Genomic DNA, 13,013 nt, shown 5'->3' on the forward strand with positions numbered 1-13,013 from the left:
GCGCGATCAGACCGGCTTGGCGCCCATCAGGCCGGCGATAGCGATGAAACACACCCCGCTGAACAGCGCCAGGGCCAGGGTAAACCCCGGTTTACCCACGGCCGGCGCGGTGCGCAGGCGATTGACCCGCGCCAGCAACCAGAACCAGGCCAACGCGCCAACGGTATAGAGCACGCTGGAGCCCAGCACCCAGGTCTGCCCCAGCGGCCAGCCCACCAGGTGCACCAGCCACCAGCCGGTGAACGGCATGCTCACCAGGCAAATCCCCATCAACAACCAGACAAACCCCAACGGCCGCCGCAGCAGCCGGCCATAAACCGCCGCATCTCCCGCGCGGCGCTTGCGCCAGGTCCACAACGCCAACCCCACGGCACTGCCCAACAGCAGCACGGTGGCCAGGACATGGGCGGTTTTCAGGGCAATCAGCGGTTCCATGGATTCGACTCCTCAGGCATTGCTCAAAGCGTAGCCGCTCAGCCGAGGAACAGCCGGTAGGCCGGGTTTTCGGTCTCGTCCCAGTACGGATAGCCGATTTTCGCCAGCGCCGCAGGCACCAGATGACGTTCGTCCTCGGGCACTTGCAGGCCTGCCACCACACGGCCGTCCGCCGCGCCGTGGTTGCGGTAGTGGAACATGGAGATGTTCCAGCGCCCGCCCAGCTTGTTGAGGAAGTTGAACAGCGCGCCCGGCCGCTCGGGAAACTCGAAACGCAGCACCAACTCGTCACTGACGCGGGCCGCATGGCCGCCGACCATGTGGCGGATGTGCAGCTTGGCCAGTTCGTTGTCGGTCATGTCCAGTACCGGGAAACCCTGCTCGGTCAGGTGCTGGATCAGCGCGCTGCGCGGATCGGTGTCCGGGTGGGTCTGCACGCCGACGAAAATGTGCGCTTCGCTGCCGGTGTGGTAGCGGTAGTTGAATTCGGTGATCTGACGCTTGCCGATGGCCTCGCAGAACGCTTTGAAGCTGCCCGGCTGCTCGGGGATGGTCACGGCGATAATGGCTTCACGGCCTTCACCCAATTCGGCGCGCTCGGCCACGTGGCGCAGGCGGTCGAAGTTGACGTTGGCACCGGACTCGATGGCGACCAGGGTCTGCCCCGACACGCCGCGCTGCTCCACGTATTTCTTGATCCCGGCAACGCCCAGGGCGCCGGCAGGCTCGGTGATCGAGCGGGTATCGTCGTAGATGTCCTTGATCGCCGCACAGATTTCATCGGTGCTGACGGTGATCACTTCATCGACGTAGTCCTTGCAGATGTCGAAGGTGTGCTGACCGATCTGCGCCACCGCGACGCCGTCGGCGAACAGTCCGACCTGAGGCAACACCACGCGCTCGCCCGCGGCCATGGCGGCTTGCAGGCAGTTGGAGTCGTCTGGCTCGACGCCGATGATCTTGATTTCGGGGCGCAGGTATTTGACGTACGCAGCGATCCCGGCAATCAGGCCACCGCCGCCCACCGGCACGAAGATCGCATCGAGGCGACCCGGGTGCTGGCGCAGGATCTCCATGGCCACGGTGCCTTGGCCGGCGATAGTGTGCGGGTCGTCATAGGGATGGACATAAACGAAGCCCTTTTCCTCGACCAGTTTCAGCGAGTAGGCCAGCGCCTCGGGGAAGGAATCGCCGTGCAGCACGACCTTGCCACCACGCGAACGCACGCCCTCGACCTTGATTTCCGGGGTGGTGCGCGGCATCACGATGGTCGCCTTGACCCCCATTTCCCGCGCCGCCAGCGCCAGGCCCTGAGCATGGTTGCCGGCCGAGGCGGTGACCACACCGCGTGCCCGCTCTTCCTGGGTCAGTTGCGCCAGCTTGTTGTAAGCGCCGCGAATCTTGAAGGAAAACACCGGCTGCAGGTCTTCGCGTTTGAGCAGCACGTTGTTGCCCAGACGCTTGCTGAGCTGCCCGGCGGCTTGCAGAGGGGTTTCCACGGCGACGTCATAAACGCGCGAGGTGAGGATCTTCTTGACGTACTGTTCGAGCATCGGGAAAGCATCACGGGCGGCTGGACGGGGGATCGGAGTCTACCCCAGCGCCCTGTCGGGCGACCACAGCAAGTCCGGGGTTTTAGCCGCTATACTACGCGCCCTCACGATACTCCCCGCTTCGGAGCCCGCATGACCCAGGACCAACTCAAACAGGCTGTCGCCCAGGCCGCTGTCGATTTCATTCTGCCCAAGCTCGATGACAAGAGCATCGTCGGCGTCGGCACCGGCTCGACCGCCAACTGCTTCATCGACGCCTTGGCCAAGCACAAGACCGCCTTCGACGGCGCCGTCGCCAGCTCCGAAGCCACCGCCGCGCGCCTGAAGGGCCACGGTATCCCGGTCTACGAACTGAACACCGTGAGCGAACTGGAGTTCTACGTCGACGGCGCCGACGAGAGCGACGAGCACCTGAACCTGATCAAGGGCGGCGGCGCTGCCCTGACCCGCGAGAAGATCGTCGCCGCGGTCGCCCGGACCTTCATCTGCATCGCCGACGGCAGCAAGCTGGTGCCGGTGCTGGGCAACTTCCCGCTGCCGGTCGAAGTCATCCCCATGGCCCGCAGCCACGTAGCGCGCCAGTTGGTGAAGCTGGGCGGTGATCCGGTGTACCGCGACGGCGTGGTGACCGACAACGGCAACATCATCATCGACGTGCACAACCTGCAGATCACCAACCCGGTGGAACTGGAAGCGCAGATCAACGCCATCGTCGGCGTGGTCACCAACGGCCTGTTCGCGGCGCGTCCGGCGGACCTGCTGTTGCTGGGCACTGCCGAAGGGGTCAAGTCCCTCAAGGCCTGACGAGCAAATCGGGGCCTGCCGTGCAGGCCCCGGTCAATCCGCCGACTTCCTGAACACATAGAACAGGTTCGGCTCGCTCACCAGGTACAACGTCCCCGCGTCGTCCATCGCAATCCCCTCCGCCTGCGGCACGCTCTGGCTCAGGCCCTGGAAGCCCTTGCGCAGCGACAGACTCGCCAGCGGCTTGCCCGTCACATCCAGTTCCAGCACCAGTTGCGACTCATCCGAAAGCGCCAGCAAATGACCGCTGCGCTCATCGAACTGCAAGCTCGACAGATCCCGCACGAACAGCTTCGAATCACGCTTGCGGTCTTGCACCACATGCACGGCGTAGGGCTGTTCGGGGTTGTCGTGGGGGAAGCCGTGGACTTCGTAGATCAGCATCGGGTCGCGCTCCTTGGCGACGAACAGGCGCTTGCCCTTCTGATCGTACGCCAGGCCCTCGAAGCCCTTGTTGCCATTGAGGCCGATGCCCAGGGTCAGTTGCTCGGCGTCCTTGGCGTCGAGGAACGGGGTGTCAGCGGTCAGGCGCACGCGGATCAGCCGCTGCTCGCGCTCGTCGGTGATCACATAGCTGTCGCGCCCGACATACTCCACCGCCTCCGGGTCGCCGAAGCCGGTCAGCGGCACCCGGCGCAGAATCCGGCCTTCCAGCGACAGCTCGATGAGTTCGGGATTCTTGTTGGTGACGGTGAACAGGCTGTTGCGGTCCGGATCGAAGGTCAGCGCGGAGATGTCTTCATCCAGCCCCTCGATCGGCCGCGCCTCGATCACCACCTGGTAACGGTCGAGGCCGATGCTCTGCTCGGCGGGCTGCCACCAGGTCTTGAGGTTGAACCAGCCGCGCTCGAACAGGCGGTATTGCTGGCCCGCCACCCCCAACAACAACGCGACCAGCAGGCCAACGGAAAGGGCAATCAGGGGCAGACGTAGAAAGCGGCGCATTCGACAGGACTCGGCGGGAAACGGAACGGCGAGAATCTAACCATAGCGAGCTGAATCGAAGCTTAATGCCACTATCAGAAAATTCTTCCGCTCAGTCCTTTTTGAAGCGATAGAACAGATTCGGCTCGCTGACCATATACAGCGTGCCCTGCTCATCCATCGCCACGCCTTCGGCACGCGGGACACGATTTTTCAGACCATTGAAGCCGCCGAGCAGCGTCATGAAGCTGACCTGTTCACCCTGCTCGTTCAGTTCCAGCAGCATGTTGGAGTCTGCCGACAGGAGCAGCATATGGCCGGTGCGCGGATCGATACCCACGGCCGACAGGTTGCGCAGGTCGAGATCGTCGTTGGGCAGTTCCTGCTTGGTGCCGGTCAGCGGCGAGCGACCGTCAGTACGCCAGACGAACAGACGCGGCGGGCGCTCCTCGCCCAACACCAGACGCTGCTGGGCCGGGTCCCAGGCGATACCCTCAAAACCTTTGTTCTGGTTTTCCGAGGTGCCAAGGTCGTATTGCGGGAAGTCCTTGATATTCAACTCGCGGGCCGCGTCATCAAGGGTCACGAAGGTCAGGTTGTGCAGCCGTTCGTCGGTAATGGCCAGACGACCGTCCGCCATGACGGCCACGCCTTCGGGGTTGGCCCAGCCGACCAGCGGGATCTTGCGCAGCACGTCGCCATCAAGGGTCAACTCGACCAGGAACGGGTTCTTGCCCATCACCGAAAACAGTGTCTTGCGGACCGGATCATAGGAAAGGTCGGAGGCCTCGTCCTTCTCCATGCCTGGCAGCACTTTGGCATCGATATCGACGTGATAGTCCGGCAGCCAGACGCTGGCTTTCTGCTCCACCTGCGTCTGGAAACGCTCCTGAACCCAGAGGAATCCTCGATCATCCCAATGCATGGCGATGGCCACGCCATAACCGATCACGGCCGCGAACAGCAGCCAAGTGGAACGGCGCAGGGCGATCGGACGCTTATGCACGGACGATAAAGAACCGCCTGTAGGAAGAGGGGTGGCCATTGGAGAATTCCTGTTGTTTTCCAGCCTGAGAGACGGAGCGGTCGGGCCGCGCAGGAATTATCCGGATATTTTGTGAAAAAAATGCCAAAAGCCGACGAAGTGGTTTGACAAAGCAAAAGGGCAGCCTCATCGGCTGCCCTTGCGCACTTACAGGACGCGGCTTTCGAAACGACTGACGCCTGGCAGCTCCAGCACCAGCTCATCGCCCGGATTGAACGGGCCGACGCCCGCAGGCGTACCCGTCAGGATCACATCGCCAGCCTGCAACGAGAATTGCGAGGCCATGTGCTGGATCATCGGCACGATGGGGTTGAGCATCAGCGCGCTGTTGCCATCCTGGCGGACTTCACCGTTGATGGTCAGGCGAATGCCGATGTCCGCAAGGTCTTCGAAACTGCTGCCGGCGACGAACGGCGGCAGGACGCAGGCGCCATCGAAACACTTGGCGCGTTCCCACGGCAGGCCTTTTTCTTTCAACTGCGCCTGCAGGTCACGCAGGGTCAGGTCCAGTGCCGGGGCAAAGCCGGAAATGGCGTCCAGCACTTCCTCTTCGGAAGGCTGGGGCGACAGCGACTTGCCCAACAGCACCGCGATTTCCGCTTCGTAATGCACCGAACCGCGCTCGACCGGGATCTTGAAGCCGCCCTCGAGCGACACCACGCAACTGCCCGGCTTGATGAACAGCAGGGGCTCGGTGGGGATCGGGTTATCCAGCTCTTTGGCGTGTTCGGCGTAATTGCGCCCGATGCACACCACTTTGCCCAAGGCGAAGTGGATGCGGGTTCCGTCTACGTATTGGTGCTGATAGCTCATTGCCGACTCCTGGAGCGCTGGTTGGATCTGTGACGTGTTATCACTCGACAGCGAAGATCTTGCCCGGATTCATGATTCCGTTGGGATCGAACACCGCCTTGACTGCCTTCATGTATTCGATTTCGGCCGGCGACCGGCTGTAGCCGAGGTAATCCCGCTTGGTCATGCCGACGCCGTGTTCGGCGGAAATCGATCCGTTGTACTTCTCGACGGTTTCGAACACCTGCTTGTTGACGATGGCGCAGGTGGCAAAGAACTCGTCCTTGCTCATGTCATCCGGCTTGAGGATGTTCAGGTGCAGGTTGCCATCGCCGATATGGCCGTACCAGACGACGATGAAGTCCGGGTAGCTTTCGCTGACGATGACGTCGATATCCCGCAAGAATGCCGGCACTTTCGACACGGTGACCGAGATGTCGTTCTTGTACGGCGTCCAGTGGGAAATGGTCTCGGAAAGGTATTCGCGCAGTTTCCACAGGTTGCGCAACTGCTGCTCGCTCTGGCTCATGACCCCGTCGATCACCCAACCCTGTTCGACGCAATGCTCGAACAGCGCCAGAGCATCGTTGGCCACCTCCTCGGTGGTGGCTTCGAACTCCAGCAGGGCATAGAACGGGCACGGCGTCTCGAACGGCGCCGGCACATCGCCACGATCGAGGATCTTGGCCAGGCCCTTGTCGGAGAAAAACTCGAAAGCGGTCAGATCCAGCTTGCCCTGGAAGGCGTGCAGCACCGGCATGATCGAGTCGAAGTCCGGGGTGCCGAGCACCATCGCCGTAAGGTTCTTCGGCGCGCGATCCAGGCGCATGGTGGCCTCGACCACGAAGCCCAGGGTGCCCTCGGCGCCGATGAACAACTGGCGCAGGTCGTAACCGGTGGCGTTCTTGATCAGGTCCTTGTTCAGTTCCAGCAGATCACCCTTGCCGGTGACCACTTTCAGGCCGGCGACCCAGTTGCGGGTCATGCCGTAGCGAATGACCTTGATCCCGCCGGCATTGGTGCCGATGTTGCCGCCAATCTGACTGGAGCCGGCGGAAGCGAAGTCCACCGGGTAATACAGGCCCTTGTCCTCGGCGAAGTTCTGCAACTGCTCGGTGATCACGCCGGGCTGGCAGACCACGGTGCGGTCGAATTCGTTGAAATCGAGGATGCGGTTCATATAGTCGAACGACACCACCACCTCGCCGTTGGCCGCCACCGCGCCAGCAGACAGCCCGGTGCGCCCGCCCGACGGCACAAGCGCGACCTTGTGGGTGTTGGCCCAACGGACGATGGCCTGGACCTGCTCGATGTTTTTCGGGAAGACAATGGCGCTAGGTGCTGGCGGGAAGTGCTTGGTCCAGTCCTTGCCATAGGCGTCGAGGGAAGCGGCGTCAGTGAGTACCTTGCCGGGCTCGACCAGGGTCATCAGCTCGTCAATCAGAACAGGATCGGTCATCGATAGAACTCTCGAACTATTCATAGTCACCCTGAGCACACTTCACGCAGCAGGGATGGGCGTAGCGAGGGGTCGATATGCTAGCATACGCCCCCCGCCAATCGTGCTGATGGCCGATTCGCGAGAGCTTCACTTCCCTGCCATTTTTCTCCGGGACACAGGTTTACGCAGATGAGCAAGACTTCTCTCGATAAGAGCAAGATCAAGTTCCTTCTTCTTGAAGGCGTCCACCAGAACGCCGTGGACGTCCTGAAGGCCGCCGGGTACACGAATATCGAGTACCTCACCGGTTCCCTGCCGGAAGCCGAGCTGAAGGAAAAGATCGCCGATGCCCACTTCATTGGCATCCGCTCCCGCACTCAACTGACCGAAGAGATCTTCGACTGCGCCAAGAAACTGGTTGCTGTTGGTTGTTTCTGCATCGGTACCAACCAGGTTGACCTGAGCGCCGCTCGCGATCGCGCGATCGCCGTGTTCAACGCCCCGTACTCCAACACCCGCTCCGTTGCCGAGCTGGTGCTGGCCGAGGCCATCCTGCTGCTGCGCGGCATCCCCGAGAAGAACGCTTCCTGTCACCGCGGTGGCTGGATCAAGAGCGCGGCCAACTCCTTCGAGATCCGCGGCAAGAAGCTGGGCATCGTCGGCTACGGCTCGATCGGTACTCAACTGTCGGTCCTGGCCGAGAGCCTGGGCATGCAGGTGTTCTTCTTCGACCCGCTGACCAAGCTGCCGCTGGGCAACGCGACCCAGGTCACCAGCCTGAACGAACTGCTGGGCCTGGCCGACATCGTCTCGCTGCACGTGCCTGAGCTGCCGTCCACCCAGTGGATGATCGGCGAGAAAGAAATCCGCGCGATGAAGAAGGGCTCGATCCTGATCAACGCCGCCCGCGGTACCGTGGTCGAACTGGATCACCTGGCCGCAGCGATCAAGGACAAGCACCTGATCGGCGCCGCCATCGACGTGTTCCCGGTCGAGCCGCGTTCCAACGACGAAGAGTTCGAAAGCCCGCTGCGCGGCCTGGACAACGTGATCCTGACGCCGCACATCGGTGGTTCCACTGCCGAAGCCCAGGCCAACATCGGTCTGGAAGTTGCCGAGAAGCTGGTCAAGTACAGCGACAACGGTACGTCCGTTTCGTCGGTCAACTTCCCTGAAGTTGCCCTGCCGGCTCACCCTGGCAAGCACCGCCTGCTGCACATCCACGAAAACATCCCGGGCGTGCTCAGCGAGATCAACAAAGTCTTCGCTGAAAACGGCATCAACATCTCCGGTCAGTTCCTGCAGACCAACGAGAAAGTGGGTTACGTGGTTATCGACGTCGACGCCGAGTACTCGGATCTGGCGCAAGAGAAGCTGCAACAGGTCAAGGGCACCATCCGGTCCCGCGTGCTGTTCTAAGCGCTTCATGCTGTGAAAAAGGGAGGCCCTGGTGGCCTCCCTTTTGTTTGCCCGCGCGTTGCGAAAGTTGCCGAAAAACGGCAGAAATATTTGCCGTGCAATCAAACATTCCGCACTCGATGCGGTCACAAGCGGCAACTTGACCGTGGCAATTCCAGAAAGTCGCGGCAACACTGTGTGAATTGCCAATCATAAAAAAGGGGCTCAGATGCGTTTCATTACCGGGGCACTATTTGCCGCCAGCCTGCTCAGCCCATGGGCACATGCGGAATTGATGGATGACATCAGCGACCGCAACGAACTGCGTATTGCCATCGAAGCCAATACGCCACCCTTCAACTTCCGCGATACCGCCGGCCAGTTGAGCGGTTTTGAAGTGGAACTTGGCGAGGCATTGGCCAAGGAACTGGATGTCCATGCCGACTTCGTGGTGGTTGAACCCGCCGACCTGCTCAGCGGCGTGGAAAGCGGCAAATACGACATCGCCTTGAATCAGATTGCTACAACCCCCGAATTGAAAGAGCGCCTGGATTTCAGCACGCCCTACAGCTACACCCGCGCCCAATTGATCGTGCGCCAGGAAGAAAAGCGCCCGCTGCGCAGCCTTGAGGCCTTCAAGGGTCACAGCCTCGGCGTGGTCCAGGGCAGCAGCTTCGCCGAGCAGGCGCGAGACGTCGAAGGCGTTGATCTGCGCAGCTACAAGGACGCTATCCAGCCGATCAAGGAAGTGGCCGACGACCAGATCGACGCCGTCGTCAGCGACCGCCTGCTGGTGCCGTATGCGATCCGCGAAAGCAAATTGCCGGTGACCGAAGGCGCCACCCTTGGCCCGGTGGTGAACCTGGCGATTCCGTTCCAGAAAGGCAACCCGGCGTTCCAGAGTGCGGTGGACAACGCCCTGCAACGGATCAAGGCCGATGGGCGGTTGAGCGAGCTGTCGAAGAAGTGGTTCGGTGTGGATGCGAGCGAGGCGCCAAAGCAGTAGCTCTCATCGCTGGCTTGCCAGCGATGAGGCCTACCGGCCTAGCGCCCTGGCCGCCTCATCCAGCTCCAGCTCACTGAACACCAGCACCCCTTCACGCCGCAGCAAGGCACTGGTCACGCCTTCGCCACTAATCTTGCTGCCGCTGAACGTCCCGTCATAGACCAGCCGGTTACCACAAGACGGGCTCCCGGACTTGAGCACCGCCACCCGAATCCCGTGGCGCCGCACCAGCTCCAGCGCCAGCCGGGCCCCCGCCAGAAACGCCGCGCTGACATCCTCGCCGACAATGGTCACCACCTGCGCATCTCCGTCCAGCACCGCCCCGCCCTGCCCACCGGGAATTTCCGCGGGCGGACGCGGCGTTGGCAGCCCGCCGGCCACTTCCGGGCACAGCGGCACCACGCGACCTTCGCGCTGCCAGGCTTGCAACACATCGGGATGACCACTGGCGCGGCCGTCGTAGCGCACCGGCTGGCCGAGCAGGCAGGCGCTCACCAGCACCTTCGGCAATTCAGAACGGATCATTGCCACGACGGCGGAACCAACCAGTGACGGACAGGCGCTCGCGGCTGGCCGGGAGCACTTCATGGGGCAGATCGGCGGACATGAACACGATCAGGCTGCCGCCCACCGGCAACGCGTCCCGCTCCGAGCCGTCCTTGAGGAACATGCGCAACTGGCCGCCGTCTTCCGGCAACCACTGTTCATTGAGGTAGATGATCGCCGAGACGGTACGGCGGTCGTCATCGCGGAAGCGGTCGAGGTGCTTGCGGTAGAAGGTGCCCGGCGGGTACATCGCGAAATGGCACTCGAAGTCTTCCAGGCCGAGATAGAAGTCGCGGTTGAGCGCTTCACGCAGGCTGTCCATCAGCGCCAGATACTGGTCGCACGCCTCCGATTGCCCGGGCTCGAGCCAGAGGATATGGTCGCCGCGAATGCCTTCGCGAACGTCCTGACCCTGACCGCGCCCCACCCCCGCCGGCGCCAGCTCGCCTTCGGCCGCACGCTGGCGGCACTCGACCGCCAATGCGCGGGTCAGGGCCTCGGGCAGGAAAATCTCCTGCCGCGACCAGCCCTGGCCGGCCAGGTCATCGACGATGCTGAGCAATTGCGGGTGTTCGGAGGATGTGTGCATGGCGCGCATAGTATCGGGCTGCCGGAAAATTCGACAGGGCCACTTGGTCGCATGGCTGCACAGGCGTCTCGACAAAGCCCCGCAAGGCCACGGACAATAGCGGCCTGCCGACAGGAGTCCTGAATGCGCCGTTTGTTTTTTCTGCTGTTGATGATCTGCACCACGCCTGTCTGGGCAGACACCCTCGATCAGCTCTACAAAGTTGCCGGCTGGCCTGAACAGCGCGCCCACTTCTCCGATGCCATCGCCGCCGCCCAGCAGCGCTATCAGAAAAGCCTGCCGCCCGCGGTATTCCAGGCGCTGGTCGACAACAGCAACCAGCGCTTCGAAGCCAAGGCCGTCGATCGTCGCGCCGAAGCCCAGCTGCGCGCCCATCTGAAAGATCCCGCACCCGCGCTGACCTTCTTCCAGTCGCCGCTGGGCCGCAAGGTCGTGGCCGCCGAGCTGATGGCCACCCGCCGCGACCAGTTGGCGAAGAACGCCAAGGGCCTGCCGAAAGTCGAGGCCAGTGATACTCGCCTGCTGATCATCGGCCACCTGGCCCAGGCGCTGCCGGCCCGCGAGGCCGGTGCCGAGGTCAGCCTGGCGATCGCTGGCGTCGCCGCCGACAGCCTCAGCCAGATGATTCCCGGCCTGTTTGGCGGCGGCCAGGCCCAGGGCCTGCTCGATGGCCAGCGCCAGCGGTTGATGGAACAGATCGGCGAAGACCTCAACAACACCCTGCTGTATGTCTACCGCGACCTGTCTGACGCCGAGCTGGAAGAGTTCTCGACCTTCGCCGAGTCCAACGAGGGCCAGGCCTATTACAAGGCCGCCCTGTCCGCCATTCGTGCCGGCCTGGCCGTGGGCCAGAGTACGTCTGACCTCAAGTAATCAGCCCAGCCGCTGGCCGATGAAGTCGAAATAGCGCTGCCGAATCTCCGGCAGCTCATTGGCCAGATGATGCCGCGCCTGCGGCAACAACAGGATCTGCGGCGCATCGAACTTGCGCTTGAGCACGTCCAGGTTGTACCGCCAGTCCACCGTCATATCGCCCTCGCCCTGCACGATCAGTAGCCGACGCGAACTCCCCGGCGCCGCCTCGATACGCTTGACCCACGCCAGCAACGCGCCGACCCAGGCGGTGGGCAGCCGCCGCGGCTGCAGCGGGTCGGCCTGGAGAAACGGCAGGAAGGTCGGGTCATGGGTGTTTTCGCTGAAGCGCCGTTCGATGCCGTTCACGAAAGGACGCAGCATCCAGTAGCTGAGCCTCGACCACAGCCACGCACGCGGCCGCACCAAAGGCGCGAGCAGGATCACCTGGCCCTGCGCCGGGCTGTCCGCCCCGCGATGCAGCAGGTGATCGACGACAATGGCGCCGCCCGTGCTCTGCCCGCACAGGTGCCAGGGCTGCGGCAGATTCAACTCGCCGGCCTGTTCGAACAACCGGTCGAGCACCTGCTGGTACACCGCGAAATCATCGATGCTGGCCCGCTCTCCGCTGGACAACCCGTGCCCCGGCAGATCGCAGGAAATCACCGCGAAGCGCTGCTCCAGCGCCCAGTCGATGACATGCCGGTACAGCCCCATGTGATCGTAGAAACCGTGCAGCAACACCAGCGTCGCAACCGGCGCGGCGGGCAGCCAGACCTGGCTCACCACCTCGAACCCTGCGCAGTCGAAGCGCCCCAGCCAGCTCTGCACGCCCTCGTGCCCAGGCAGGTCCAGGCCGTAGAAACGCTGATACGCCTGCCCCGCGCTCGACAGCGGCTGACGGGCCGCCAGCGGTTGCAGGCTGGCACGCAGGGAATCGGCTTGGAACGAGGCGGACATGGACGGCTTCCGTTGAGAGTGCAAAGGATTGATCTGCGATATTCATCTGTCGGCGGGGGCATGGCAAGCTAGCCGCCCTCCATGATTGCCGGTGTGTTCGATGTCTGGGAAAAATTTGCTCGCCGCCCTGACCCTGCTGCTCTGCGCCGCCGGCCTGTGGTGGGCGTACGACAGCTTCCAGAGTCGCTACCTGCGCCCCTTCGACAACCAGACCGCGCTGTTCGCCGGCGACCACCTGCGCCTGCCCGCCGAACTGGCCGGCCCCGGCCCGATCCGCCTGGTGCACTTCTGGGACCCGGCCTGCCCGTGCAACGTTGGCAACCAGCAGCACCTGGCCGAACTGATCGAACACTACGCGCCGCAGGGCGTGTCCTTCCACGTCCTGCAAAAGCCCGGCAGCCGCGGCCAGTTGCCCACCACCCTTGCCGCCCTCCAGCCGATCGCCAGCCTGCCCGGCGCCGAGCACCTACCGGCCAGTCCCGCCGTGGCGATCTGGGACCAGAACGGCGACCTCGCGTACTTCGGCCCCTACAGCGAAGGCGCGACCTGCAATGCCAACAACAGCTTTATCGAACCGATCCTGCAGGCGCTGACCCAAGGCCGGCCGGTGAAGGTGACCCAGACCATGGCGGTGGGGTGTTATTGCCCGTGGAATGAGTGAACAGGGC

Annotated in this window: 14 protein-coding genes; 5 read left to right on the top strand and 9 right to left on the bottom strand. The window is 63.1% G+C overall.

All coding sequences use genetic code 11. The annotated features are described in order from the left end of the window. Window positions 1-6: 6 nt before the first annotated feature. Together CKW37_RS14490 and ilvA are read right to left on the bottom strand one after the other, a co-directional pair. A complete protein-coding gene (locus CKW37_RS14490) occupies window positions 7-435 on the bottom strand; it encodes a DUF2269 domain-containing protein (RefSeq protein WP_095156391.1) in 429 nt (142 codons plus the stop codon). Between the two features lie 38 nt (window positions 436-473). Continuing rightward, window positions 474-1,988, bottom strand: coding sequence for a threonine ammonia-lyase, biosynthetic (ilvA, locus tag CKW37_RS14495; protein ID WP_095156392.1), 1,515 nt, complete (start codon window positions 1,986-1,988; stop codon window positions 474-476). 132 nt (window positions 1,989-2,120) lie between these two features. On the opposite strand from ilvA, the gene rpiA reads away from it, so the two are divergent. Continuing rightward, the gene (gene rpiA, locus CKW37_RS14500) at window positions 2,121-2,792 is read left to right on the top strand and encodes a ribose-5-phosphate isomerase RpiA (protein ID WP_095156393.1); all 672 of its coding nucleotides are present in this window, start codon (window positions 2,121-2,123) and stop codon (window positions 2,790-2,792) included. A gap of 33 nt (window positions 2,793-2,825) precedes the next feature. Here the strand turns inward: rpiA and CKW37_RS14505 are convergent, their stop codons facing one another. The 4 genes from CKW37_RS14505 to CKW37_RS14520 all read right to left on the bottom strand — a co-directional run bounded on the left by CKW37_RS14505 (window position 2,826) and on the right by CKW37_RS14520 (window position 7,012). After that, window positions 2,826-3,737 carry an SdiA-regulated domain-containing protein gene (locus tag CKW37_RS14505; RefSeq protein ID WP_095156394.1) on the bottom strand — a complete coding sequence of 304 codons (912 nt, stop codon included), beginning with the start codon at window positions 3,735-3,737 and terminating at the stop codon, window positions 2,826-2,828. A gap of 91 nt (window positions 3,738-3,828) precedes the next feature. Then, window positions 3,829-4,761 carry an SdiA-regulated domain-containing protein gene (locus tag CKW37_RS14510; protein ID WP_095156395.1) on the bottom strand — a complete coding sequence of 311 codons (933 nt, stop codon included), beginning with the start codon at window positions 4,759-4,761 and terminating at the stop codon, window positions 3,829-3,831. Between the two features lie 147 nt (window positions 4,762-4,908). After that, entirely contained in the window at window positions 4,909-5,574 is a 666-nt protein-coding gene (locus CKW37_RS14515; protein ID WP_095156396.1) for a fumarylacetoacetate hydrolase family protein, read from the bottom strand. Between the two features lie 40 nt (window positions 5,575-5,614). Continuing rightward, window positions 5,615-7,012, bottom strand: coding sequence for an FAD-binding oxidoreductase (locus tag CKW37_RS14520; RefSeq protein ID WP_095156397.1), 1,398 nt, complete (start codon window positions 7,010-7,012; stop codon window positions 5,615-5,617). 171 nt (window positions 7,013-7,183) lie between these two features. Between CKW37_RS14520 and serA the strand changes: the two genes are divergently transcribed. Beyond that, the gene (gene serA, locus CKW37_RS14525; RefSeq protein WP_095156398.1) at window positions 7,184-8,413 is read left to right on the top strand and encodes a phosphoglycerate dehydrogenase; all 1,230 of its coding nucleotides are present in this window, start codon (window positions 7,184-7,186) and stop codon (window positions 8,411-8,413) included. A 208-nt stretch (window positions 8,414-8,621) separates the two neighbouring features. Next, window positions 8,622-9,398, top strand: coding sequence for a transporter substrate-binding domain-containing protein (locus CKW37_RS14530; RefSeq protein ID WP_095156399.1), 777 nt, complete (start codon window positions 8,622-8,624; stop codon window positions 9,396-9,398). Window positions 9,399-9,428: 30 nt separating this feature from the next. Here CKW37_RS14530 and CKW37_RS14535 read toward each other — a convergent pair whose 3' ends face one another. Both CKW37_RS14535 and CKW37_RS14540 read right to left on the bottom strand, forming a co-directional pair. Beyond that, on the bottom strand, window positions 9,429-9,923 hold the full coding sequence (locus CKW37_RS14535; protein ID WP_095156400.1) for a DUF523 domain-containing protein: 495 nt from the start codon (window positions 9,921-9,923) through the stop codon (window positions 9,429-9,431). Continuing rightward, window positions 9,910-10,542 carry a 2OG-Fe(II) oxygenase gene (locus tag CKW37_RS14540; RefSeq protein ID WP_095156401.1) on the bottom strand — a complete coding sequence of 211 codons (633 nt, stop codon included), beginning with the start codon at window positions 10,540-10,542 and terminating at the stop codon, window positions 9,910-9,912. Before CKW37_RS14540 ends, CKW37_RS14535 begins: the two co-directional genes overlap by 14 nt. Before the next feature lie 114 nt (window positions 10,543-10,656). Between CKW37_RS14540 and CKW37_RS14545 the strand changes: the two genes are divergently transcribed. Further along, entirely contained in the window at window positions 10,657-11,406 is a 750-nt protein-coding gene (locus CKW37_RS14545) for a DUF2059 domain-containing protein (protein ID WP_095156402.1), read from the top strand. Here the strand turns inward: CKW37_RS14545 and CKW37_RS14550 are convergent, their stop codons facing one another. Continuing rightward, complete coding sequence (locus CKW37_RS14550) at window positions 11,407-12,345, bottom strand: alpha/beta hydrolase (RefSeq protein ID WP_095156403.1); 939 nt, start codon at window positions 12,343-12,345, stop codon at window positions 11,407-11,409. Between the two features lie 100 nt (window positions 12,346-12,445). Between CKW37_RS14550 and CKW37_RS14555 the strand changes: the two genes are divergently transcribed. Next, entirely contained in the window at window positions 12,446-13,006 is a 561-nt protein-coding gene (locus tag CKW37_RS14555) for a DUF6436 domain-containing protein (protein WP_095156404.1), read from the top strand. Window positions 13,007-13,013 lie beyond the last annotated feature (7 nt).

Origin of the sequence: Pseudomonas sp. Irchel 3E13 (genome assembly GCF_900187455.1) — a bacterium.
Taxonomy (GTDB): domain Bacteria; phylum Pseudomonadota; class Gammaproteobacteria; order Pseudomonadales; family Pseudomonadaceae; genus Aquipseudomonas.

Coding starts and splice junctions, on each gene's coding strand:
- CKW37_RS14515 (WP_095156396.1), bottom strand. CDS start 5,574: ATGAGCTATCAGCACCAATACGTAGACGGAACCCGCATCCACTTCGCC.
- rpiA (WP_095156393.1), top strand. CDS start 2,121: ATGACCCAGGACCAACTCAAACAGGCTGTCGCCCAGGCCGCTGTCGAT.
- serA (WP_095156398.1), top strand. CDS start 7,184: ATGAGCAAGACTTCTCTCGATAAGAGCAAGATCAAGTTCCTTCTTCTT.
- CKW37_RS14540 (WP_095156401.1), bottom strand. CDS start 10,542: ATGCGCGCCATGCACACATCCTCCGAACACCCGCAATTGCTCAGCATC.
- CKW37_RS14490 (WP_095156391.1), bottom strand. CDS start 435: ATGGAACCGCTGATTGCCCTGAAAACCGCCCATGTCCTGGCCACCGTG.
- CKW37_RS14535 (WP_095156400.1), bottom strand. CDS start 9,923: ATGATCCGTTCTGAATTGCCGAAGGTGCTGGTGAGCGCCTGCCTGCTC.
- CKW37_RS14545 (WP_095156402.1), top strand. CDS start 10,657: ATGCGCCGTTTGTTTTTTCTGCTGTTGATGATCTGCACCACGCCTGTC.
- CKW37_RS14550 (WP_095156403.1), bottom strand. CDS start 12,345: ATGTCCGCCTCGTTCCAAGCCGATTCCCTGCGTGCCAGCCTGCAACCG.
- CKW37_RS14510 (WP_095156395.1), bottom strand. CDS start 4,761: ATGGCCACCCCTCTTCCTACAGGCGGTTCTTTATCGTCCGTGCATAAG.
- ilvA (WP_095156392.1), bottom strand. CDS start 1,988: ATGCTCGAACAGTACGTCAAGAAGATCCTCACCTCGCGCGTTTATGAC.
- CKW37_RS14555 (WP_095156404.1), top strand. CDS start 12,446: ATGTCTGGGAAAAATTTGCTCGCCGCCCTGACCCTGCTGCTCTGCGCC.
- CKW37_RS14505 (WP_095156394.1), bottom strand. CDS start 3,737: ATGCGCCGCTTTCTACGTCTGCCCCTGATTGCCCTTTCCGTTGGCCTG.
- CKW37_RS14520 (WP_095156397.1), bottom strand. CDS start 7,012: ATGACCGATCCTGTTCTGATTGACGAGCTGATGACCCTGGTCGAGCCC.
- CKW37_RS14530 (WP_095156399.1), top strand. CDS start 8,622: ATGCGTTTCATTACCGGGGCACTATTTGCCGCCAGCCTGCTCAGCCCA.